Genomic DNA, 21475 nt, shown 5'->3' on the forward strand with positions numbered 1-21475 from the left:
GGCCCGTGTGCCGGGAAGGCCGGGGCGAGGACGGTGTCTGTCATACGGATGTCTAGATGAGTCGCCACAGTTCGGGCACGACTCTCCGGGACCAACAAGTCGATCCGATGACAACCGAAGCCCCATCGCCCAGGACTGCACCGGGACGCCGCACCGGCGTGACGGTATGGAAGCAGATCGCCGACACGCTGGAACGCGAGATCCGCGAGCGCCGATACGTCAACACCGGCACACTGCCCAGCGAGATGGCGCTGGCCGAGCGGTTCAACGTCAATCGCCACACGCTTCGCCAGGCGCTGGCGACGCTGCAGAGCAGCGGCCTCGTGCGCATCGAGCAGGGTCGGGGTGCGTTCGTGCAGCACGACTGGCTCGACTACACCCTGGCGCGACGCACGCGCTACAGCGAGAACGTGCTGCGAAACCAGCTGCAGCCGGCGAGGCGGATGCTGGCGGGTCGCGAAGAGGCCGCCACGACCCCCGTGGCCAAGGCCCTGGGCCTGCGCAAGGGCACGCGGGTCCTCGTGGCCGAACTGCTGCAATTGGCCGGCGATCAGCCCGTCGGCACGGCAACGATGTACTTCCCCGCGCTTCGGTTCACCGGCCTGCTGGAGCATCTGGCTGCCGGCGAGACGGTCAGCAGCGCCATGCGGGCCTTTGGCGTCAACGACTACAGCCGCGTCAGCAGCCGCATCACCACCCAGCTGCCCGATGAAGCCACCGCTCGCACCTTGTGTCAGCCGATGCAGCGTCCCGTGCTGCTGGTGGAGTCGGTGGATGCCGATGCCCAGGGTACGCCGGTCAAGTACGGCCTGACCACCTTCACCGGCGACCGGGTGCAACTGGTCGTGAACACCGAGGATGTCCGTGGCTGAGACCTCGTCCCCGCGACACGCGGTGTACTTCATGCCCGCGCCCGGCTCGCCGTGGGCGGCGTTCGGCCAGCGGTGGCTGCAAGGGGCCTGGCGGCCGCCGGCACGGGACGCCGCCACCTGGCAGGGCCTGCTGCAGCAGCCGCGCCGCTACGGATTCCACGCCACCTTGAAGGCCCCTTTCCGCCTGGCACCGGGCCGCAGCCCGGACATCCTCGTGCAGCGGCTGCGGCATCTGGCCCGCGGTATCGGCAGCGTGCCCCTCGGGCCGATGGAGGCGCAATGGCTCCAGGGCTACGTGGCCCTCGTGCCCAAGGCGCCGCCGCCGGAATTGCAGGCGCTGGCCGAGCGCTGCGTGCTGGATCTGGACGACCTGCGCGCGCCGATGTCATCCGCCGAGTGGGAGCGCCGACGGCCCGAGCAACTCGACGAGCGCGGCAAGGAGCTGCTGCGAAGCCTGGGCTACCCCCACGTGCTGGAGCGGTTCCGCTTCCACATGACGCTGGCGATGGTGGCCACGGCGTCCGACGCCGAGGCCGTGCTGGATGTCGTGGCCGATCCCTTGGTGGCGGTCCAGCAACAGTCACCGCTGGTGCTGGATCGCCTGTGCCTGTGTGTGGAGCCTGCCGCGGGCGCGGACTTCCTGCGCGCGCAGGACTTCACCCTGCGCGTCTGAGCAGCGGCGGGCTCAGGCGAGCGCGCGCCGGGGCCTGGGAGGGCGGTTGATCGCGTTGGCTGGCGCCCGGCCCTGCAGCACGTCGATGATGCTGTCCGCGGCGCGCTGCTCTATGGCCAGCCGCGCACTGGCCACCGCCGAACCCAGGTGCGGGGTCAGCAGCGTGCGGGGGCTTCGGCGCAGGCGCTCGGGCACGCCGTCCGGGCGTTCGGGAAAGGCCCAGTCCTCGAACGCGAACACATCGGCGGCATAGCCGGCGATCCGACCCGACTCCAGTGCGTCGGCGATCGCTTCCTCGTCGACCACCCCGCCACGTCCGACATTGACGATGCACTGCCCGGGCTTGCTGTGCGAGAGCGCCCCGGCATCCAGCATGTGCAGGGACTCCGGCGTCAGCGGCGCAGACACAAAGACATGGTCGGCACGGGCCAGGGCGGCCTCCAGCGGCAGGCCCTGGAGGGCAGGAACACGGGGCTGCGGATCGATGCCATGGATTCGCGCGCAACCGAAGCCCGACAAGCGGGCGATGATGGCCTGGCCCACGGCGCCCAGGCCCAGCACCGCCACCTCGGCACCTGCAAGCCCACCGCCATAGAACTGTGCCCTCCAGCCCCGATGGCGACCGTCTCGGATCCATCGGTCGCCGGCGAGCACATGACGCGCCAGGCCGATGGACAGCCCGATGGCCAGCTCGGCCGTCGGCTCGGTCAGCAGGTCGGGCACGATCGAGACCCACACGCCGGCATCTGTGCACGCCGCCACGTCGTAGCTGTCGAAACCCTTCAGCGCGCAGGCCACGATGGCCAGCCGGGGTGCCGCGCGCAGCAGCTCGGCGTCGACATGGTCGGTCATGAAGCCCATCCAGGCATCCGCATCGACCAGATGGGCCAGCAAGTCGTCGCGGGGCCAGGGCTCGATGCCGGGATTCATCACCACCCGGCCCACCGTCTCGAGCCGGCGGCGCACGACGTCGTGCACCGGGTGCGTCAGTACGATCCTGGGTGACTCCGGCGTCACGCCCGCCTGCGGCGTGCTCACTTGAGCCTCCGTCTGAGCCGCGCGCCTATGCCGTCGACCACCACGACGCAGGCCAGGATGGTGAGCAGGATGGCGGCCACCTGGTCGTACTGGATCAGGCGCAATGCCGCCATCAGCTCGAAGCCGATTCCACCGGCGCCCACGATGCCCAGTACGGCCGAGGCCCGAAAGTGGTACTCCCATCGATAGATGGTGATGTCCGCCAGCTGCGGCAGCACCTGCGGCAGCACCGCATGGAAGATGACCTGCCCACGCGTGGCGCCCGCCGCGGTCGCAGCCTCCAGGGGCCGGGGGTCGACGTGCTCGATCGCCTCCGCATAGAACTTGGCCACCATGCCGACCGAGTGCAGGGCCAGCGCCAGCACGCCGGGCAACGCACCGAAGCCCACGGCAGCCACGAAGAGGATGCCCAGGATGATTTCTGGCACGGACCGCAAGGCCGCCAGCACCGTTCGCGCGACACGAAGCACCACGGCGTTGGGCGACGTGTTGGGGGCCGCAAGCAGCGACAGCGGCAACGACAGTGCCACGGCCAGCGCGGTGCCGGCGATGGACATCGCCAGCGTGTCCAGCAGCGGCCGCATCCAGCTGCGCCAGCGCGCGAAGTCGGGAGGGACCATCTCGGACATCAACTGGGCGATGGCCGGGCCACCCTCGATGAAGCGGGTGGCGTCGAAGAAACCGGTGATCGCCAGCGCCGCAGCGCAGACGCCGACCAGGACCGCCGCCAGCACGCCCATGCGCCGGCCGCGCGATCTTGCCTCGTTCAGTATCGGCGCGTAGCGCGCCGTGTGGGCACCTGCAGCGGTCGTCACTTGATCCTGGCCATGTCCAGCTTGAGTACCGCAGCGGTCTCGCGCAACACGTCGTAGGCCTTGTCGTCGGTGGCTGCAAAGCCTTCCACGCGGAAGGACTTCAGCACGTCCTTGTCCTTGGCGTTGAGGAAGGCGCTGCGGATGGCTTCCTTGAGGGCCGGTGCCAGGTTGCCCTGCATCGTGATCGGGTAGTTCGGGATGGCCGCCGACAGGTCGATCTGAACCACCTTGGCCGGGTCGATCACCTTGCGTTCGATCAGGCTGCGGTAGATCGCCTGCGACAGCGCGCCCGCAGGCACCTGGCCTGCCTGGACGGCACGCGCCACGGCGTCATGCGTTCCCAGGTGCACGACCTTGTAGTCCTTGTCGCCTTCAAGCCCCTTCTTCAGCAGGTGCGCACGCGGAGCCAGGTGGCTGGAGGTCGATGCCTGATCGCCGAAGGCGAAGGGTTTGCCCCGGATGTCGGCCACGCTCTTCACCGGGCCGTCGGCCGTGGCGATGAGGATGGAGTGGTACGTGGGAGAGCCCTTCTCGATGCCGACCGCGAAGGGCTCGATGTTCGGAGCCTTGCTCTTGGCCAGCACGTAGGAGAACGGCCCGAAATAGGCCACCTCGATGCGGCCGAACCGCATGGCCTCGATCATCGACGAGTAGTCCGTGGTGACGATGATCTCGATGTCCTTCTTCAGGGTCTCCTGGAGATACTGCTTCAGCGGCTGCGCGTTCTGGATCAGCGTGGTCGCGTTCTCGTCGGGCAGCAGTGCCACGCGCAGACGGGCCGGGTTGCGATCCTGTGCCAGCGCGAGCTGGCTCACGGACAGGCAACCGGCCAGCAACACCGGAAGGACAATCAGGGGACGGCGCTTCATGCAATGGCTCCTTGAAGTTCGAAGGCCCGTGCGGCGGGCTCGCCATCGGCCGGGCTGGTCTCGTGTGGTCCGTACAGGCGCGACACGGCGTCGCTGCCCAGCGTGGCAGGCGTACCGTCGAAGACCACGGCGCCCGCAGACAGTCCGACGATGCGATCTGCAAACTGGCGTGCGAACTCGATCTGATGGAGGCTCACGATGGCCGTCAGACCATCGGTCTTGCAGATCTCGCGCATCCGCGCGAGCAGGCGCTCGGCCGTGGTGGGGTCCAGGCTGGCCACTGGCTCATCGGCCAGCAACAGCTTCGGTGCCTGGACCAGGGCCCGCGCCATGCCCACGCGCTGCTGCTGTCCGCCGGAGAGCTGATCGGCCCGTCGCAGCGCATGCTCGATCAGCCCGACCCGGTCGATCGCCGCCAGGGCCTGCTCCTTCTCGGCCCTTGGCCAGGGCAGGCAGGTGGCCCAGGCACTGCTGTGACCCAGCCGCCCGAGGAGGACGTTGTCCAGCACCGTTCGCCGGCCGATGAGGTGGTGCTGCTGGAACACCATGCCGGTCCGGCGCCGGTGCGCGCGCAGCACGTGCCGATCGGCGATGTCGCCCAGCCCCTCCACCGTCACGCGGCCCCGGGTGGGACGAACGAGGCCGTTCAGGCATCGCAGCAGCGTGGACTTGCCTGCGCCGGACGAGCCAAGCAGCACCACGAAGTCGCCGGACGCAAAGCTGCAGCTGATGGGCTGGAGCGCGCGCGTGCCGTCGGCGTATGTGACGGCGAGCGACTCGGTGCGCAGCAAGGCAGGCGGGATCGTGAAGGTGTCGATGCCGGCGTCCATGTCAGATCCAGGGCAGACGGCGCGCCGTCATCAACGGGGCGCCACGACCGGCGGCCTCAGCGGCCCTGCCAGGCGTTCGACAAGGCCACGATAGGTCTCGAACCCGGGCACGACACGCGCCGGGTCCTTGGACAGGTCGTCCCAGCGCCGAAGCTGCACGGCCTCGGCGGCATGGGGCTGGCGAATGAAGACCTGCGCCTCATCGTCGGTGAAGGGGCCGCCTTGAAGGGCCAGGCTGCGCGTGGAGCCGGCAGACAGGGAGGACGCATAGGCAGGCTCTGTGCCGCACAGGTATCGCTTGGCGTCCACGTGCAGCTTGATCGGCTCAAGCACGGCGGGCGGCAGGTGCGGGCGCAGGAACGGCAGGGCCAGGTACTGATGCACGTCGTCGCGCTCGGCGTCGAGCTCGCCGTCCCGATCGCTGTGCAGCAGATGGCCGAGGTCGTGCAGCAGCGCAGCCGCGATCAGGGCGTCGGGAGCCTCGCACTCGACGGCCCATGCTGCGCACTGAAGCGCGTGCTGGAGCTGGGTCACGCCACCTGCGCGGCCATTGATCTCATAGCGCTGCGCGCCCCGCTCGGTGTAGAGGGTGTTCAAGTCGTCGAAGAAGCTCATGGTGCGGTCTCCCGGGTTGCGTCAGCGCACGCTCTGCAGGCCCTCGGCGGCCTTGCCGCTGATGAGCCTGGCGCGGATGGCCTTGGAAAGGCCGTCGATGAGGTAGACCGTCACCAGGATCATCAGGATGATGAAGGACGTCTCCTCCCAGTTCATGGTGCGGATGCGGTCGGACAGGAAGAAGCCGATGCCGCCGGCGCCGACGATGCCCAGGATGGTGGCCGAGCGCGTGTTGGACTCGAAGATGTAGAGGACGCTGGACATCATCAGCGGCAGCACCTGCGGCAGGATGCCGAACCGCAGCCCGAGCAGAGGCCCGCCTCCACAGGCGCGAACGCCGTCGACCGACTTGCGGTCGGTGTTCTCGACGGCCTCGGAGTACAGCTTGGCCAAAGTGCCGGTGTCGGAGACGATGATCGCCAGGATGCCGGCCAGCGGCCCCAGCCCGACAGCCCGCACGAAGATCAGCGCCCATATCAGCTGGTCCACGCCGCGCATGACGTCGCTGCTGCGCCGGAACAGGAAGCGCGCCAGCCAGTTGGGCAGGACGTTGCGCGCGCCCAGCATGCCCAGCGGCACGGCCAGGACGGCCGCCACCATGGTGCCGATGAAGGCCATGCCGACGGTCTGCGCCATCGCGGCCAGGAAGTCGCCGAGCATCTCGCCGGCGGTGGGCGGAAACATCTGCATCAGGATCGTGCCGAGCTGGCCCAGCCCGTTCCAGATCCGCAGCGGCGAGGCGTTGAACAGCCACAGGCAGTAGCCCGCCAGAACGGCCATGGCCAGGCTCACGACATGCACGCCCAGGTTGCGCCGCCACGGCGCCGTGAACACGTCGGGCGCAGCCCGACGGGCGCGCTCGATGACCTGGGCATCCACCGCGTTCAGGCGAAGCATCACGTCAGGTTCTCCTTGCCGATCATGCGGTGGCGAACCCGCTCGCAGACCATGTCGATCACGAACACCGTGCTCACCAGCAGGATCAGCATCGCGCTGATGTCCTCGTAGTAGAGCCGGCTGACCGCGGTGTAGAACTCCTGTCCGATGCCTCCGGCACCGACGAACCCGACCACCGAGGCAGCTCGCACATTGATCTCGAAGCGCCACAGCGTCACGCTGGTGAAGTTGGGCAGCACCTGCGGCAGCACCGCGAAGCGCACCGTCTGCAACCAGCTGGCTCCGGCGGCGCGCAGGCCGTCCACGGGTTTCATGTCGATGTTTTCCACCGCCTCGGCGAACAGCTTTCCGTTGCCGCCCATGCTGTGGATGGCGATGGCCAGCACGCCGGCCAGCGGGCCCAGGCCGAAGGCGAACACGAACACCAGCGCGAACACGAGTTCAGGCACGGTGCGGGACACCTCGAGCACACGGCGGCAGATCCAGTAGCTGACGCCATGGCGCTTGAGGTTGTCGGCCGCATCGAAGCACAGCGCCAGGGCACCCAGCGTGCCCAGCAGGGTGCCCAGGTAGGCGATCAGCACGGTCTCCCACAGCAGCTTCAACCACTTGGGCAGGCCCCAGAACCACTCGCCCAGGTCGTGCCACAGCGTGGCGAGGCCCAGGCTGGGCACGGTCTTCATCAGGTACTCGCCGACACGCGGCAGGCCTTCGACCACCTTGACGGGATTGAACTCACCCACCCAGGCCGACAGCAGCAGCGCCACCAGGAAGATGCCGCCATACATGAAGGTCGATCGCCGGCGCCGCGACTGCAACGCCCGGTACTGGCGCTCGAACGCGGACGAGGTATCCACCAGGCCGAGACTCGCACTCATCGCTCAGCCCGCCGTCTTGCGGTTTCGCCGCTGTTCCTGGATGACCTTGAGCAGCGGCTCGTACATCTCGTGCGTCACCGGCCGGTAGCCCAGGGTCTTGCCGCGAGCCAGCGTCTCGGCCATCTTGGGGTCGAAGCTGGCCAGATCCGTCCACAGGCGCGCGATGTCGCGCTTCATCTCGGCCGGCAGGTCCTTGCGAACCGTCAGCGGCGAGTTCGGAATCACCGGCGACTGCCAGACCACGCGGAACTGCCTGAGGTCGATCAGCTTGCGGTCCGTCATGGCGCGCAGGATGCCGCGTTGCGTGGGGTCCTTGGCCGTCCAGACGAAGGCGCAGTCGAAGGCACCCTTGTCGACGCCGATCACGCTCTGCTCATGCCCTCCGGAGAAGGCCGTGCGGCCGAAAAACTTCTCGGGCTCGACGCCTTCGGCGCGCAGCGACACCAGGGGAACCAGATAGCCGGATGCCGAGTTCGGATCAGCCCACGCAAGCGATCTCCCGCGCAGGTCATCGAGCTTGCGGTAAGGACTCTCGACCTTGACGATGAGGCTCGAGTGGTAGCCGATGTCGCCGTCGGCTTCCACGGCCGCGACCAGTGGCTCGACCTGGCCGTTGGAGTCGATCCAGGCCGTGGCATAGGCTGCCGGGCCCAGGCCGGCCAGCTGGATCTGGCCGCTGGTGAGCGCCTGGATGGTGCCGGCGTAGTCGGTGGCCGTGAAGATGCGCAGTTCGACGCCCAGCCTGTCCTTGAAGACCTTGGCGAAGTCCTTGAATCGGGCCTCGGTGGCGCCCTGGCTCTCGGAACTGACCGAGCTGAAGGCGACCACGGGAAAGCGGCTTCGCCAGTCGGCGCCCTGGGCGCGGACATGGATCGGCAGTCCCGCCAGGGCGCCCAGTGCAAGAAGCGACGTCGCAGTCGCGGCCCCACGTCGGTTCATGGCGGCGCTCAGTTCTGCTGCTTGCGCGTCTTGCGCACTTCGAGCGCCGCGTCCAGCACCGGCTTGTACATCTCGTGCGTGGCCGGCACGAAGCCGGCGGTCTTGCCGCGCGCGGCGGCTTCGGCCACCTTGAGGTCGACCTTGTGCAACTCGGTCCAGAAGGCGCGAAGCTCGCGCTTCATGTCCTCGGGCATGTCCTTGCGCACGACGACCAGGGGGTTGGGGATCAGCGGCGACTCCCAGACCACGCGGAACTGGTCCATCCTCAGCACGCCGCGGTCGACCATCGCGCGGATCTGGCCCGCGTTGTGGCCCTTGGACGACCAGGTGAACGCCGAGTCGAGCTGCCCGTTGATGACCCCCAGCACGCTCTGTTCGTGCCCGCCGGAGAACAGCGTGCGGCCGAAGTACTTCTCGGGCTCGATGCCTGCGCTGCGCAGCGACACCAGCGGGATCAGATAGCCCGACGTGGAGTTCGGGTCGGCCCAGGCCAGCGTTTTGCCCTTCAGGTCCTCGAGCTTCTGGTAGGGGCTGTCGCTCTTGACGATCAGGATCGAGTGGTAACCCAGCGCGCCGTCGAGCTCCCTGTTGGTGACCAGCGGCTCGACCGCGCCATTGGAGTCGATCCAGGCCGAGGCATAGCCGCTGGCTCCCATCTGGGCCATCTGGATCTGGCCCGATGTCAGCGCCTGCACCGTGCCGGCGTAGTCGGTCGCGGTGAAGATGCGCATCTCCACGCCCGTGCGCTCCTGGAACACGCGCGCGACGTCCTTGTAGCGGGCCTGCGTGGCAGCCTGGTTCTCGGCGCTCACCGACGAGAACGTGATGGTCTTGAACTTCTGCTTCCAGTCCTGCGCCTGCGCCGGGGCGGCCATCAGGACCATGAGGCTCAGGGCACTGGCCCAGCGGGCGATCGAGAATGACGATTGCATGGTGGTTTCCTTCAGATCGGGCTTGCGATTCGGCGGGCGATTCAGGCGGCCAGCGCGGCCGGCACGGGCTGCGGACCGGGGCGCAGGGAGGTCGACGTCGCCGACTCGCGGAAGTCGCTCGCGTCGCCGGCCACGCCATAGATCCGGCGCACCACGTCCTGGGTCAGCTCGGCGGGCGCGCCGTCGAACACCACCTCGCCCGCCGCGATGCCGACGATGCGGGTGCAGTACTCGCGCGCCGTGTCCAGCGTGTGCAGGTTGCACAGCACGGTGATGCCGTCTTCGCGATTGATGCGGCGCAGCGCATCCATCACCAGGGTGGCGGAGTGCGGGTCGAGCGAGGCGATGGGCTCGTCGGCCAGGAGGATGCCGGGTTCCTGCATGAGGGCCCGGGCGATGGCCACGCGCTGCTGCTGGCCGCCGGAGAGCGTCTCGGCGCGCTGGAACGCCAGCTGGGCACATTCCAGGCGCTCGAGGGCGAGCACGGCCATGGCGCGTTCCTGCTCCGTGAAGTGCTTCAGCAGCGCCGGCACCGCACCCTTGTACGCAATGCGACCCAGCAGCACGTTGGTCAGCACATCCATCCGCGGCACGAGATTGAACTGCTGGAACACCATCGCGCACCGCGCGCGCCAGCGGCGAAGCTCGATGCCCCGCAGCTGCGTCACGTCCCGACCATCGCACACGATGGCGCCCGATGTCGGCTCCGCAAGACGGTTGATCAGGCGCAGCAGCGTGCTCTTGCCGGCCCCGGAACGTCCGATGACGCCGACCATCTGGCCTGCCGATACCTGCAATGACACGCCCTTGAGCGCGGCGGTCGAGCCAAACGTCTTGGAGAGCGAACGGATGTCGAGCATGGCGTTGTCCTGTGCGGCGGGTTCCAGGGGGTGAGATCGACGCGCAGACCGGGTTGCGGCGTGAACTCAGGCCGGACTGTTGGTGGCCAACAAGTCAGGTTCGTGACGCGTTCCGGACCGATCGCGCGTGTTCGGCACGGGCCCGGTCTGCGGCAACGCCTGCGCCTCGACAGCAAGGTGGGCGCTGACTCGAGCGCCGAACCGGGTCGCCGTTGAGCCGGAGAGCGGCGAGCTCGGGGGCGTCTCGGGGGCCGGCGTCGAATCTCGGGTCTTAGGTAGTGGCCACGCGATGGCCGCGCCCTGATAGCGACTGCCTAACGCAGGAGTGGAGGCGGGTTGCGGGGCCTTGCCTCAAGGCACTTGACACCCGCCGCCTGAGTTGTACTATCCAACTCACGTAAGTTGTACTGTGCAACTTACGAACGAGAAGGGAAGACACCATGTTCGGCATCCGGTTCATCAAGACCCAGCCCACCACCCATCTGATGCAGTTCCGCCGCGGGCGCCTCGTGCGCGAAGGCGCGGGCCTGGCGATGTTCTATTACGGCCCCACCAGCACCCTGGTGGCCGTGCCGGTGGGCAGCCAGGACTGCGGCTTCATGCTCGAGCTGGTCACGGCCGACTTCCAGGCCGTCACGGTGCAGGGCCAGCTCACCTACCGCGTCAGCGCGCCGCAGCGCACCGCCGCGCTGATGGACTTCAGCCTCGCGGCCGACGGCCACACCTACCTGTCGGACGACCCGCAGCGCCTGCGCGAGCGCGTGGTGATGCAGGCCCAGGTGATCGTGCAGCAGGCGGTGCAGGCGCTGCCGCTGAAGGACGCGCTCAAGGCCAGCGCGACGATCGCGCGCGACGTGCAGCGCCAGCTCGCCGGCCAGGCCGAGATCGAGGCGCTGGGCCTGGAGATCCTGGGCGTGTCGGTGGGCGCGGTGCGGCCCACGCCCGACATCGCGCGCGCACTCGAGGCCGAGGCCCGCGAGGCCAACCTGAAGGCCGCCGACGAGGCGATCTACCAGCGCCGCATGTCGGCCGTGCAGAACGAGCGCTCGATCCGCCAGAACGAGCTCGACACCGAAGTGGCGGTGGAAGAGAAGAAGCGCGAGATCCAGGCGTCGCGCATGGAGGCCAAGGCCGCCCTGCTGCGACGCGAGAACGAGCTGCGCAACGAGCAGATGGGCGCCGACATCGAACTCGAGACCCAGCGCAAGAGCCTCGTTGCCGGCCAGGCCGACAACGCCCGCGCCCTGGCCGAGGCCGAGGCGCACCGCGTGCGCAGCGTGATGGCGGCCCTGCAGGCCACCGACCCGCGCATCGTCCAGGCGCTGGCCTCGTCGGGCATGCAGCCCGGGCAGCTGATCGCGCAGGCCTTCAGCGGCATCGCGGAGAAGGCCGAGCGCATCGGGCAGCTCAACGTGTCGCCGGACCTGCTGCAGACGCTGATGGACAGCACGGCACCGCGGAGCGCGCAGTGAGCACCACCGCCCGCGACCGGCGGGTGGTGCTGATCACCCGCCGCACCCGCCTGGAAGACCTGGTGGCGCGGCACAACACGCTGTCGCAGGCCCGCTTCTACGTGGAGCACCTGGGCGCGGACTTCGGCGACTACCTCGCCGAGAACGAGGCCTACGCGCGCAGCCTGCGCCAGACGGTGCAGGCGCTGGAGGCCTGGGGCCGCTACCAGATCGTCGACCGCTCGATGCTGCCCAACTTCGTGTTCGCGCCGGACGACCTCGTGGTGGCCCTGGGGCAGGACGGCCTGGTGGCCAACACGCTGAAGTACCTGGACGGTCAGCCCCTGGCCGGCGTCAACCCCGACCCGGCGCGCTGGGACGGCGTGCTGCTGCCCTTCGCGCCGACGGACCTGGCCCCGCTGCTGGCCGACGCGGCGGCGGACCGCCGCCCGTGCCGCAGCGTCACCATGGCCGAGGCCGTGCTCTCCGACGGCCAGCGCCTGCGCGCGGTGAACGACCTGTTCATCGGGCCGCGCAGTCACACCTCGGCCCTGTACGAGCTGAGCTACGCCGGCCGCAGCGAGTTCCAGTCGTCCTCGGGCCTGATCGTCAGCACGGGCCTGGGGTCCACCGCCTGGCTCAAGAGCGTGGTCACGGGGTCGGTGTCGGTGGCGGCCGCGGTGGGTGCGGTGCGCAAGGCGCCGGCCTACCAGCCGCTGGCCTGGGAGTCGCCGTCGCTGGTGTTCGCGGTGCGCGAGCCGTTTCCCAGCCGCGCCTCGCAGACCAGCCTCGTCTACGGCACGGTGGACGGGCAGCACGAGCTTCTGGTGCGATCGCGCATGCCCGAGAACGGCGTGATCTTCTCCGACGGCATCGAGGCCGACTTCCTGCGCTTCACCTCCGGCATGCAGGCGCGCATCGGCGTGGCGGCGGTGCAGGGGCGGCTGCTGCAGTAGCGCAGTCCCGCACCGCAGGGCGCAGCCCGGTCAGCCGCCGATCCGCACCAGGCCCAGCGCGCTGGCCTTGGCCACCGCCTCGGCGCGGTTGCTGGCGCCCAGGCGCACGTAGATGGCCGTCAGGTGGTCCTTCACGGTGCGCTCGCCGACGCCCAGCTCCAGGGCGATCGCCTTGCTCGGCTGGCCGGCACAGACCCGCTGCAGCACGTCGAGCTGACGTTCGGTGAAGCCCTGCACCGCCGCGCGAGGGCGATCCGGAAACCAGGTGCCGCCGGCCAGCACCCGCTCGATCGCCGCCACCATCTGCCCGGGTTCGAGCGACTTCGACAGATACCCCGCCAGCCCGGCCTGTCGCGCCTGCTGCGCCAGCCGCGCGTCGTCGGCACCCGACAGCAGCACGCCCGCGGTGCGCGGGTGCGCCACCGCCGCCTCGGACAGCAGCGTCAGGCCGTCGCCGTCGGGCAGCCGCTGGTCCGCCAGCACGAGGTCATAGCGCGTGGTGCCCGCCAGCGCACGCCGGGCGCGCGCGATGTCGGCCGCGCCGTCGCAGTGCAGACGCAGGCCGGCGCGCTCGAGCGTCGCGACGAGGCCGTCGCGGATCAGCGGGTGGTCGTCGACCACGAGTGCGTAGCGGAAGGCAGGCTGCATCGGCAGTCATGGTAGCGGCCGGGCCCGTCGGCGGCACCGCCCGAAAGGGAAGCTCGACCGCGCGCACGCCATCACGCCGATGCCTTCGCTGGTGTCGGCGACTTCCCTTTCGGGCGGTGCGCCGCGTCGCGCCGCTTCGCAGACTGGCCTGGCCTCGACAACCGAGAACCCCAAGGAGTCTGAACATGCCTCATGCATCGAACCTTCCCGCCCGCCGCCGCGCCCTGCTGGGCCTGGCCGGCGCCCTCGCGCTGGCTGCCTGCGGAGGCAGCGATCCCGACACGCCGCCGCCCCCGGCCGCAGCGGCACCGACCTTCAGCGCCCAGCCCGCGACGCTGACGGTGGGCGAAGGCGGCAGCGCCACCTTCACCGCGGGCGTCGACGGCCACCCCGCGCCCGCGCTGCAATGGCATCGCGACGGTGCCGGCGCGATCAGCGGCGCCACGAGCGCGAGCTACACGGTCGGCGCGGTCGGTCTGCTCCATGACGGTCAGCGCTTCGGCGTCACGGCCACCAACAGCGTGGGCAGCGCCAGCAGCGCCTGGGCCACGCTGAATGTCACCGAGCGCGCCTGGACCACCGCGGCACTGCCGCCCAGCGGCGTGGACGGCGACAACCCGGGCCGGTCCTTCGGCGCCACCGCGGTCGCGGTGGACAGCCGCGGCCACACCCACGCGGTGTTCAACCAGCAGGAAGCCAACGGCGGCTACAGCCTGTGGGCCGCGATGAAGCCGGCTGGTGCGAGCGACTTCTCAGGCTTCGTGCGCATCAGCGGGCCCGTCCCGGCCGAGCTGAACAACAACTTCGACCCCCGCATCGCGGTGGGCACGCAGGGCCATGTGGTCGTGGTCTGGCGACACATCGATGCGAACGACACGACGCAGGCCCGCATGGCGGCGTTCATGCCTTCCGGCGCGGCGGCCGGGGCCTGGACCGCGCCGCAGGCGGCCTGGGGCGGCGTCGTGGAGTCGCTCACCGTCGTTCCCGCGGGCGCGGACCGCTTCGAGATCGTGCTCGCCGGCGCGCCGCCGGACCAGTTCCGACGCGACGTGATCGCGGTGCGCGCGTCACTCGGCGGCGGCACGCTCGCCCTGGATGCTCCCGCGGTGCTCGACACCTCGCCCAACAACGTGGCCAACCCGCTGGCCGCCGGCCACACCGCCGGCAAGGTGGTCGTGGTCTGGAACGAGAGCGGCGAGTTCAGCCAGGCCCGCGGCGTCGTGCGCGACGGCGACGCGGCCTGGAGCGCGCCGGTGGACTTCGGCGGCCTGAGCACGACGCTGGTGCCTGCCAGCGTGGCCCTCGACGCCCAGGGGCGCGGCATGCTCGCGATGCAGTCGGACCAGACGCGCGTCTATGCGCGCGCGTTCACCGTGAGCGGCGGCGTGAGCTTCGCGGGTGACGCGGCCTATGTCAGCAACTTCACCCACTGGCATGTGCCGCCCGTCGTCGTGGCCGGCGTCGATGGACGGTTCGAGCTGCTGTCGGTGCACAACTTCGGCCTGCAGCTGTCTCGCACGGCCTACGACGGCAGTGGCTGGAGCGCCCTGCAGGAGGTGCGCCTGGTCCAGGGCGACTCCCTGGTGGACGTGTTGAGCAGGCCGCTGGCGGGGGTCGACGCGGCCGGCAACCTGATCGTGGCCTGGGCCGAGTACGACCTGCCCAGCACCTACCCCGTGTTGCGCGCGCGACGCTGGCACGCCGGCCTGAGCGAGTGGCGCTCGCAGAGCGACCTGTTCACCAACGAGCGGGTCCTGCAGCACAACGCACTCGCCGTGCAGCCCGACGGCAGCGCCCAGGCCCTGGTGGTCCAGGGCAACGGGACCGTCGCGCAAGCCGTTTTCCGCTGAACGCCGCTGGCCTACCATCGGCAGCGATGCTCGACGAACTCGACCGCGCGGCCTGGGCCCAGCAGTATCGCGACCCGTCGCTGGCCGCCGAGCGGGGTCGCGAGATGGCTGCGCACGACGACGCACGCATCGCCGCCCATGGGCACTTCCACGTGGCCTGGGCGGAGATGCGCTGGGGTTCGGCCGACGCGGCGCGGGCCGCCCATGCGAGGCTCGCCGCGCTGGCCGGCGACGACCCCGGCCTGCAGGCCCTGGAGCGCGACCTGCGGGCGGGCTGGCTGCGCCGCGAGCACCGCTTCGACGATGCACTGGCGCTGCTGCAGGTCAATCTGTTGCTCGACGAAGGTCTGCGCGCTCCGCAGGCGCACGCCTGCAGCGCCACCGGCGCCGGCATCGCGGCGTCGGCACTGCACCTGATGGACGATGCGCTGCGTGCCTTCCATCGCGCGCTGGCGATGGCCGAGGCCAGCGGCGACGCGGCGCTGATCGCCAACACCGTCGGCAACCTGGGCGCCACGCACTACGACGTCTGGAACCTCGAGGACGCCCTGCGCTTCTGCCGCGAAGCAAGGCGCATGGCCGACGCCTCGGACGCCCGCGGGGCATGGACGTCGACCACGATCAACCTCGTCCTCACGCTGGTGGGTCTGCAAAGGGCGGACGAGGCGCAGGCACTGGTGGACGAACTGCTCGCTGCGGCGCCCCGCATGCGCGACGACCGGCGCGGCAAGTACGCCACCGTGTTCGCCGAGGTGGCGCGCCAGCGCGGCGAGCTCGGCCGGGCGCAGGCGCTGCTGGACGAGGCCGTCGCGGCGCGACTGCCCGATGAAGCACCGACCCTCGAATGGACGGCAACGCAGGCCGCCGTGTTCGTGGCGGGCGGCAACGCGCAGGCCGCCCGCGCGCTGGCCGAGACGCGCCTCGAACGCCATGCGCCCCAGAACGAGAACGACCTGCCGCTGGCCGTGCTGGAGCTGCGCGAAGTGGCGGCCCGGGCCTGCGAGGCGCTCGGCGACCTGCGCGCCGCACTCGACCACCAGCGAGCGGCGACCACCTACCGGGAGCGCCTGCTCGGCCGCAGCGCGAGCGCGCGACGCATCGCGATGGAGGTCGAGCTTCAACTGGCCCTCGCCCGCCAGCAGCGCGACGCCGCCACCGCCGAGCGGGCGCGCCTGGCCCAGCTGAACGACGCGCTGCAGGCGGCCAACCGCGCCAAGAGCGACTTCCTCGCTGCTGCCAGCCACGACCTGCGCCAGCCGGTGCATGCGCTGGCCCTGCAGGTGGCGGCGCTGCACGGCGAGAGCGACGACAAGCGCCGCGCCGAGCGGCTCGCCCGGATCGACGGCTGCGTGAGTGCCCTGTCGGGGCTGTTCGACGCGCTGCTCGACCTGTCGCGCATCGATGCCGGCGTGGTGGCGCCGCAGTGGAGCGAGGTGGCCCTGGCGCCCCTGCTCGATGCCCTGGTGCACGAGCACCGCGCCGAGGCCGAACGCAAGGGGCTCTGGCTGGCGTTGCGGCTGGCCGCGCCGGCGCACCGCGCCACCGCGCGCAGCGACGCGCTGCTCCTGGAGCGCGTGCTGCGCAACCTGATCGTCAATGCCGTGCGCCATACCCTCAGCGGCGGCGTGCTGGTCACGCTGCGCCGAAGCGGCGACCGCTGGCGCATCGACGTGCGCGACAGCGGACCCGGCATCGACCCCGCGTTGCATGCACGGGTGTTCGACGAGTTCTTCCAGGTCGGCAACGGCGCGCGCGATCGGCGCGAAGGCCTGGGTCTGGGCCTGGCGATCGTGCAGCGTCTGTGCCGGCTGCTCGAGACGCCGCTGACGCTGCGCTCCGCCCCCGGGCGCGGAAGCTGCTTCGGCCTGAGCGTCGAAGCTGCGGCATCGGCGCCGCCACCGGGGCGGACGGCCGCACATGGCACGCCGGCCCTGCCGCCGCTGCGCGCCATCGTCATCGAAGACGACCCGCAGGTGCGCGAGGCCCTGTCCGACCTGCTCGGGCATTGGGGCTGCGAGGTGCAGGCGGCGCCGTCCAGCGCGGCCTTGCTGCCGGGCGCCGCGGCCTGGCAACCGGACCTGGCCCTGCTGGACCTGCGCCTGGCCGATGGCCGAGACGGCATCGCCGAAGCCGCCCGGCTGCGTGCGGCCTATGGCGCCGACCTGCCGTGCCTGCTGATCACCGGCGAGACGTCTCCCGACTGGCTGCACCGGCTCGACGCCAGCGGGCTGGCCTGGATGCACAAGCCAGTGACACCGGCGCGGCTGCGGCAGTGGCTGGCGGCCTGCCCGTCCCGCAGGGCGCGTTAACAGCCACGGAGGCGCCGATCAGCGCCCGCGCCACACCGGGCTGCGCTTCTGCGCGAACGCGGCCGGGCCCTCGCGGGCGTCGTCGCTCGCGAGCATCGCCTCCGCGCGGTCGTAGCGGGCGTGCATCGCGTCGGCCAGGTCGGGGTGGCGGGCGCTTTGCAGCATCACCTGCTTGGACGCCTGCAGCGCCAGCGGTGCGCAGCGCAGGATCATCGCGGCCACCTCGCGGGCCCGGGCCTGCAGGCGATCCTTCGGCACCACCTCGTTGACCAGGCGGATCCGCGCGGCGTCGGCGGCCGCGATCCGGTCGGCCGTGAGCACCAGCCACATCGCGTCCTTCATGGGCATCTGCCGCGGCAGCCGCTGCAGCACGCCGCCGCCCAGCGCGGCCAGGCCCACCAGCGGCTCGGGCAGGCCGAACTGCGCATCGTCCGACGCGATGGCGATGTCGCAGGCCGCCACGATCTCCACGCCGCCGCCGAGGCACAGGCCGTTCACCGCGGCGATCACCGGCTTGAACAGGTCGAACCGGTGCGTGAGGCCGGCGAAGCCGGTGTCGGGCTTGGTGTGGTCGCCCGTGGCGGCCAGCGCCTTCAGGTCGGTGCCGACGCAGAACGCGCGCTCGCCGGCCCCGGTCACTCCAGCGAGAGCTTGGCCTTCTGCGCCAGATCGCGCCAACGCTTCTGATCGCCCGCCACGAACTTCACCGTATCCAGAGGCGACGCCAGGAACGGCTCCACGCCCACGGCCAGGAAGCCCGCGACGATCTCTGGATCCTTCAGGGCTTGGTTGATCGCTGCGTTGAGCCTCTCGATCCGATCGGCGGGCACACCGGCCGCCGTCGCGACGACGAACCACTGGTTCGCATCGACGCCCGAAAGCCCACCCTCGTTCAAGGTGGGCACGTCGGGGAGTGCCGACGAGCGCGAGGACGTCGTCACGCCATACGCCTTCAGCTTGCCGGACTTGATATGCGGCAGCACGGGCGGAATCCCCAGTACGGCCAGCGGGAGCTGTCCGCCCAGCAGGTCGGCCACCGCCTGGCCACCACCCTTGTAGGGGACATGCGTCATCTTCGTGCCCGCCACCTGATTGATGAGTTCGCCGGCCAGGTGCTGACTGGTGCCGGTGCCGGACGATCCGAAGGAGTACTTCTCGGGGGTGGCCTTCGCTGCGGTCAGAAGGTCCTTCAGAGTCGGTGGCATGGCGGTAGCCGTCGTGCCGACGAGCACCATGGCCCCTGCGCCCAGGGCCGCGACGCCCGCCAGTTCCTTGCCCAGTTCCGGAACGGCCTTGGCCGGGACATCGGGCCCGGCGACGGTCACCAGCGTGTAGCCGTCCGGGGCGGCCCGGGCGACAGCCGCCATCGCGATCGCGCCGGACGCGCCGGGCCGGTTCTCGACGACGACGGCCTGTCCCAGCGAGGACTCGAGCTTCTTCGCGACCAACCTCGTCAGGCCATCTGTGCTGCCACCCGGCGCGAAGCCGACGACCCAGGTAATGGGCTTGTCCGGGTAGCGGCCCGCCTGGGCGAACGCCGCCGAGGTACCGATGCAGGCCAGGGACACCAGGACCGAGGCCGCGGTGCGCCCGAGAACTCGCCGGGCATTCATGTCGATCATGGAAGGGTCCTTTCGAGGTTGAGGTTCGTGATGCGGCCCCGGATCTGCGGGCGGGCTCATGGACTGCGGCGTCAGTCGGGTTCGCCGGGTGGCGTATTCGGGTACTTGATGCAGCTCGCCTTGAAGGCCTGCACCATGCGCTCCATCGGGCCTAGAACCCAGGTGTTGAAGACGAATACGTCGGTCTCTTCCTTCGGGTCGCGCGTCGTGTTGAAGAGATAGGGTGACTCGAGTTTTCCCTTGCCGTCGTTGACCTCCGGCTCCCAGTAGAAGTGCAGCTTCCAGTCGCGCCACTTCACCGCGCGCAGTTCGGACTTGATATGGAAGAGGAAGCCCTCGCGGGCCGAGCGCTCGGTCTGCCCGAGCAGGAAGGGCATCTGGTCGACCCCGTCGATCGGCCGGTCCGCGGGAACCGGGGCGTCCGCGGCCCGCGCCAGCGTGGTGAACAGGTCGGTCACGTGCACGATTTCGTTGCTGACACGGCCCGGCTGGATGCGTCCCGGCCAGCGAGCGATGAACGGCACGCGAAGGCTGCCTTCCATCGCCGTGTGGTAGGTGCCGCGCCAGGGGCCGGCCGTTCCCCGGTAGGGCACGCGGAACTCGGGACCGTTGTCGCTGCAGAAGATCAGCAGGGTGTCACCGGCCAGGTGCAGACGGTCGATCTGGTCGATCACCTGGCCGACCCGGTAGTCCATCTCCATCATCGAGTCGGCGAAGTCGCCATTGCCGGACCTGCCGGCGAAGTCACGATGGGGAAGCGTCGGGAAGTGCAGGTGCGTCAGCGGCAGGTAGAGGAAGAAAGGCCTGCCGGCCGCATGCTGGCGCTTGATGAAGTCCAGAGAGCGCATCACCAGCGCTTCGTCGATGCGCCGGCGCGAGTCCAGGTCGTAGACCTCGACGTTGTGCGACGGTTCGCCCGCGCGCCCCTGCATGATGTACGGCAGGTCGACCACCGACGGGTCGAAGCCGACGGTGGACGTGAACAGGCTTTCGTCGGTGGTGCGCGGGATCCCGTACCACTCGTCGAACCCCCGGTCGCTCGGAAAGCGCCCGGGGATGTCGCCCAGGTGCCACTTGCCGTAATGGGCGGTGGCATAGCCCCGACGGGACAGGACCTGGGCCAGCGTGACCTCGCTGCGCTTGAGCCCCTGCGGCATCCCCGGCGACACCGATTGCAGGGCCCCGGTGCGGATGGGGTGGCGGCCGGTCATCAAGGCCGACCGCGTGGGTACGCAGTCGCTCTCGACATTGAAGTTCTGCAGCCGCAGACCTTCGGCTGCCAGCCCATCGATGCGTGGCGTCGGTGCGCCGCGCAATGCACCGCCGCCGTAGCAGCCGAGTTCGCCCCAGCCGAGGTTGTCGGCCACGATCAGCACGATGTTGGGCAGGGCCATGGAACGACTCTAGGTACGCGACGCCGCCCGCGGTTTCCGGATGGTTGAGCTGTGTTAACTTTTGGTCATGAGCTTGTCGCTGCGGGATGTCGACTACTTTCTCGAGGTGGTCCGCCTCGGGCAGCTGACGGGCGCAGCGTCCAGCCTCGGCGTCACCCCGGCGGCGCTGTCCAAGGCGATCCGCCGGATCGAGGACGAACTCGGCCTGCAGCTCTTCGAGCGCTCCGGCAAGGGAATGCCGCTGACCCCGTTCGGCGAGTCCTTCGTGCGCCGTGCGCACCTGCTGCAGTCGGAGCACCACGACGCCCTGCGGTTCGCGGGCGAGGTGCGGGCCGGACGGGCGGGCCTGCTGCGCGTCGGCACGACGGTGGCGGTCTTCGACACCCTGCTCACCCGGATCCTGGCCGATCTGCAGCCGCGCCGACCGGGCATGCGTGTCTGGCTCAAGGTCGCCGGGTCGGACGAGGTGCTGGAGCTGACACGCCGCGGCAACGTCGATGTGTGCGTGATCCCGATCTACGAAGCGCTGCCGCACGGGCTGGCACACGTGGTGCTGGGCGCGGACGACCTGGTGGCGGTGGCGCGCGACGGACATGCCGTCCACCGACAACGCCGCTGCACGCTGGACAAGCTCGCAGCGCTGCCCTGGGTGGTGCCGGTGTCGCCCTCCGCGGCCCGCACCCGGCTGGAAGCCACCTTCACGAAGGCGGGCTCGAAGGCGCCCGAGGCCGCCATCGAGCTGGACTCGGGCCTGCCGTCGGCGCTGCCGATCGTGCGCACCACTGACCTGCTCGCCTTCGTACCGCAGTCGTCCCTGCGGACACCCGGCGCGAAAGGCGTGAAGAGAATCGAGATGGCCGAGCTTCGCGTGCCCCGGACCATCGCCCTCTTCCATCGCCAGGACGTCCATCGGTCGCCCCTGATGACCGAATTCATGCAGGTTCTCGTGGAAACTGGCAGCCAACTCGACAAGGCGGTGCGCTCGTCGCGAGAGAGCTGAGTCAGGCGTCGCAGCGGCGGCCCGCAG

The 21475-nt window shown here is 70.1% G+C and carries 21 protein-coding genes; 7 read left to right on the forward strand and 14 right to left on the reverse strand.

Features of this window, described 5'->3' with window-relative positions:
- Window positions 1-56 precede the first annotated feature (56 nt).
- Together phnF and AC2EAQ_RS09100 are read left to right on the forward strand one after the other, a co-directional pair.
- Window positions 57-872 carry a phosphonate metabolism transcriptional regulator PhnF gene (gene phnF / locus AC2EAQ_RS09095; protein ID WP_484642416.1) on the forward strand — a complete coding sequence of 272 codons (816 nt, stop codon included), beginning with the start codon at window positions 57-59 and terminating at the stop codon, window positions 870-872.
- Window positions 865-1545, forward strand: coding sequence for a DUF1045 domain-containing protein (locus AC2EAQ_RS09100; protein WP_484642417.1), 681 nt, complete (start codon window positions 865-867; stop codon window positions 1543-1545). Before phnF ends, AC2EAQ_RS09100 begins: the two co-directional genes overlap by 8 nt.
- A 12-nt stretch (window positions 1546-1557) precedes the next feature.
- Here the strand turns inward: AC2EAQ_RS09100 and AC2EAQ_RS09105 are convergent, their stop codons facing one another.
- Genes AC2EAQ_RS09105 through phnC (AC2EAQ_RS09150) form a run of 10 tightly spaced genes read right to left on the reverse strand, consistent with a single transcriptional unit; the run spans window position 1558 to window position 10218 of the window.
- Window positions 1558-2583, reverse strand: coding sequence for an NAD(P)-dependent oxidoreductase (locus AC2EAQ_RS09105; protein WP_484642418.1), 1026 nt, complete (start codon window positions 2581-2583; stop codon window positions 1558-1560).
- Entirely contained in the window at window positions 2580-3398 is an 819-nt protein-coding gene (gene phnE / locus AC2EAQ_RS09110) for a phosphonate ABC transporter, permease protein PhnE (protein ID WP_484642420.1), read from the reverse strand. The genes AC2EAQ_RS09105 and phnE (AC2EAQ_RS09110) overlap by 4 nt, the downstream gene beginning before the upstream one ends.
- A complete protein-coding gene (gene phnD / locus AC2EAQ_RS09115) occupies window positions 3395-4267 on the reverse strand; it encodes a phosphate/phosphite/phosphonate ABC transporter substrate-binding protein (protein WP_484642422.1) in 873 nt (290 codons plus the stop codon). Before phnD (AC2EAQ_RS09115) ends, phnE (AC2EAQ_RS09110) begins: the two co-directional genes overlap by 4 nt.
- On the reverse strand, window positions 4264-5097 hold the full coding sequence (phnC, locus tag AC2EAQ_RS09120) for a phosphonate ABC transporter ATP-binding protein (RefSeq protein WP_484642424.1): 834 nt from the start codon (window positions 5095-5097) through the stop codon (window positions 4264-4266). The genes phnD (AC2EAQ_RS09115) and phnC (AC2EAQ_RS09120) overlap by 4 nt, the downstream gene beginning before the upstream one ends.
- A gap of 30 nt (window positions 5098-5127) precedes the next feature.
- Complete coding sequence (locus tag AC2EAQ_RS09125) at window positions 5128-5712, reverse strand: HD domain-containing protein (RefSeq protein ID WP_484642426.1); 585 nt, start codon at window positions 5710-5712, stop codon at window positions 5128-5130.
- A 21-nt stretch (window positions 5713-5733) separates the two neighbouring features.
- Window positions 5734-6609 (reverse strand): phosphonate ABC transporter, permease protein PhnE, encoded by an 876-nt coding sequence (gene phnE, locus AC2EAQ_RS09130; protein ID WP_484642791.1) that lies wholly within the window; start codon window positions 6607-6609, stop codon window positions 5734-5736.
- Window positions 6609-7487 carry a phosphonate ABC transporter, permease protein PhnE gene (gene phnE, locus AC2EAQ_RS09135; RefSeq protein ID WP_484642428.1) on the reverse strand — a complete coding sequence of 293 codons (879 nt, stop codon included), beginning with the start codon at window positions 7485-7487 and terminating at the stop codon, window positions 6609-6611. The genes phnE (AC2EAQ_RS09130) and phnE (AC2EAQ_RS09135) overlap by 1 nt, the downstream gene beginning before the upstream one ends.
- Before the next feature lie 3 nt (window positions 7488-7490).
- The gene (phnD, locus tag AC2EAQ_RS09140; RefSeq protein ID WP_484642430.1) at window positions 7491-8426 is read right to left on the reverse strand and encodes a phosphate/phosphite/phosphonate ABC transporter substrate-binding protein; all 936 of its coding nucleotides are present in this window, start codon (window positions 8424-8426) and stop codon (window positions 7491-7493) included.
- An 8-nt stretch (window positions 8427-8434) separates the two neighbouring features.
- Window positions 8435-9358, reverse strand: coding sequence for a phosphonate ABC transporter substrate-binding protein (gene phnD, locus AC2EAQ_RS09145; RefSeq protein WP_484642432.1), 924 nt, complete (start codon window positions 9356-9358; stop codon window positions 8435-8437).
- A gap of 41 nt (window positions 9359-9399) precedes the next feature.
- On the reverse strand, window positions 9400-10218 hold the full coding sequence (gene phnC, locus AC2EAQ_RS09150) for a phosphonate ABC transporter ATP-binding protein (RefSeq protein WP_484642434.1): 819 nt from the start codon (window positions 10216-10218) through the stop codon (window positions 9400-9402).
- Window positions 10219-10658: 440 nt separating this feature from the next.
- Between phnC (AC2EAQ_RS09150) and AC2EAQ_RS09155 the strand changes: the two genes are divergently transcribed.
- Together AC2EAQ_RS09155 and AC2EAQ_RS09160 are read left to right on the forward strand one after the other, a co-directional pair.
- Entirely contained in the window at window positions 10659-11690 is a 1032-nt protein-coding gene (locus AC2EAQ_RS09155) for an SPFH domain-containing protein (protein WP_484642436.1), read from the forward strand.
- Window positions 11687-12625, forward strand: coding sequence for a diacylglycerol kinase catalytic domain-containing protein (locus tag AC2EAQ_RS09160; RefSeq protein ID WP_484642438.1), 939 nt, complete (start codon window positions 11687-11689; stop codon window positions 12623-12625). Before AC2EAQ_RS09155 ends, AC2EAQ_RS09160 begins: the two co-directional genes overlap by 4 nt.
- Window positions 12626-12655: 30 nt before the next feature.
- Here the strand turns inward: AC2EAQ_RS09160 and AC2EAQ_RS09165 are convergent, their stop codons facing one another.
- A complete protein-coding gene (locus tag AC2EAQ_RS09165) occupies window positions 12656-13273 on the reverse strand; it encodes a response regulator transcription factor (RefSeq protein WP_484642440.1) in 618 nt (205 codons plus the stop codon).
- Between the two features lie 185 nt (window positions 13274-13458).
- Between AC2EAQ_RS09165 and AC2EAQ_RS09170 the strand changes: the two genes are divergently transcribed.
- Both AC2EAQ_RS09170 and AC2EAQ_RS09175 read left to right on the forward strand, forming a co-directional pair.
- Window positions 13459-15123, forward strand: a complete 1665-nt coding sequence (locus AC2EAQ_RS09170; RefSeq protein WP_484642442.1) for an immunoglobulin domain-containing protein — start codon at window positions 13459-13461, stop codon at window positions 15121-15123.
- Window positions 15124-15149: 26 nt separating this feature from the next.
- A complete protein-coding gene (locus AC2EAQ_RS09175; RefSeq protein WP_484642444.1) occupies window positions 15150-17432 on the forward strand; it encodes an ATP-binding protein in 2283 nt (760 codons plus the stop codon).
- A gap of 18 nt (window positions 17433-17450) precedes the next feature.
- Here AC2EAQ_RS09175 and AC2EAQ_RS09180 read toward each other — a convergent pair whose 3' ends face one another.
- From AC2EAQ_RS09180 to AC2EAQ_RS09190, 3 genes are all read right to left on the reverse strand, one after another.
- The gene (locus AC2EAQ_RS09180) at window positions 17451-18071 is read right to left on the reverse strand and encodes an enoyl-CoA hydratase-related protein (protein WP_484642446.1); all 621 of its coding nucleotides are present in this window, start codon (window positions 18069-18071) and stop codon (window positions 17451-17453) included.
- Window positions 18068-19054 carry a Bug family tripartite tricarboxylate transporter substrate binding protein gene (locus tag AC2EAQ_RS09185; protein WP_484642449.1) on the reverse strand — a complete coding sequence of 329 codons (987 nt, stop codon included), beginning with the start codon at window positions 19052-19054 and terminating at the stop codon, window positions 18068-18070. Before AC2EAQ_RS09185 ends, AC2EAQ_RS09180 begins: the two co-directional genes overlap by 4 nt.
- A gap of 71 nt (window positions 19055-19125) precedes the next feature.
- Window positions 19126-20448, reverse strand: coding sequence for an arylsulfatase (locus AC2EAQ_RS09190; RefSeq protein WP_484642451.1), 1323 nt, complete (start codon window positions 20446-20448; stop codon window positions 19126-19128).
- A gap of 67 nt (window positions 20449-20515) precedes the next feature.
- Between AC2EAQ_RS09190 and AC2EAQ_RS09195 the strand changes: the two genes are divergently transcribed.
- On the forward strand, window positions 20516-21448 hold the full coding sequence (locus tag AC2EAQ_RS09195) for a LysR family transcriptional regulator (RefSeq protein WP_484642453.1): 933 nt from the start codon (window positions 20516-20518) through the stop codon (window positions 21446-21448).
- Window positions 21449-21475 lie beyond the last annotated feature (27 nt).

It is taken from the genome of Aquabacterium sp. T101, from assembly GCF_057219775.1.

What these genes read in the sequence shown, in the direction of transcription:
- phnF (WP_484642416.1), top strand. Translation starts at nt 57, where the DNA reads ATGAGTCGCCACAGTTCGGGCACGACTCTCCGGGACCAACAAGTCGAT.
- phnD (WP_484642422.1), bottom strand. Translation starts at nt 4,267, where the DNA reads ATGAAGCGCCGTCCCCTGATTGTCCTTCCGGTGTTGCTGGCCGGTTGC.
- phnC (WP_484642424.1), bottom strand. Translation starts at nt 5,097, where the DNA reads ATGGACGCCGGCATCGACACCTTCACGATCCCGCCTGCCTTGCTGCGC.
- AC2EAQ_RS09125 (WP_484642426.1), bottom strand. Translation starts at nt 5,712, where the DNA reads ATGAGCTTCTTCGACGACTTGAACACCCTCTACACCGAGCGGGGCGCG.
- phnE (WP_484642791.1), bottom strand. Translation starts at nt 6,609, where the DNA reads ATGCTTCGCCTGAACGCGGTGGATGCCCAGGTCATCGAGCGCGCCCGT.
- phnE (WP_484642428.1), bottom strand. Translation starts at nt 7,487, where the DNA reads ATGAGTGCGAGTCTCGGCCTGGTGGATACCTCGTCCGCGTTCGAGCGC.
- phnD (WP_484642430.1), bottom strand. Translation starts at nt 8,426, where the DNA reads ATGAACCGACGTGGGGCCGCGACTGCGACGTCGCTTCTTGCACTGGGC.
- phnD (WP_484642432.1), bottom strand. Translation starts at nt 9,358, where the DNA reads ATGCAATCGTCATTCTCGATCGCCCGCTGGGCCAGTGCCCTGAGCCTC.
- phnC (WP_484642434.1), bottom strand. Translation starts at nt 10,218, where the DNA reads ATGCTCGACATCCGTTCGCTCTCCAAGACGTTTGGCTCGACCGCCGCG.
- AC2EAQ_RS09155 (WP_484642436.1), top strand. Translation starts at nt 10,659, where the DNA reads ATGTTCGGCATCCGGTTCATCAAGACCCAGCCCACCACCCATCTGATG.
- AC2EAQ_RS09165 (WP_484642440.1), bottom strand. Translation starts at nt 13,273, where the DNA reads ATGCAGCCTGCCTTCCGCTACGCACTCGTGGTCGACGACCACCCGCTG.
- AC2EAQ_RS09170 (WP_484642442.1), top strand. Translation starts at nt 13,459, where the DNA reads ATGCCTCATGCATCGAACCTTCCCGCCCGCCGCCGCGCCCTGCTGGGC.
- AC2EAQ_RS09175 (WP_484642444.1), top strand. Translation starts at nt 15,150, where the DNA reads ATGCTCGACGAACTCGACCGCGCGGCCTGGGCCCAGCAGTATCGCGAC.
- AC2EAQ_RS09185 (WP_484642449.1), bottom strand. Translation starts at nt 19,054, where the DNA reads ATGATCGACATGAATGCCCGGCGAGTTCTCGGGCGCACCGCGGCCTCG.
- AC2EAQ_RS09190 (WP_484642451.1), bottom strand. Translation starts at nt 20,448, where the DNA reads ATGGCCCTGCCCAACATCGTGCTGATCGTGGCCGACAACCTCGGCTGG.
- AC2EAQ_RS09195 (WP_484642453.1), top strand. Translation starts at nt 20,516, where the DNA reads ATGAGCTTGTCGCTGCGGGATGTCGACTACTTTCTCGAGGTGGTCCGC.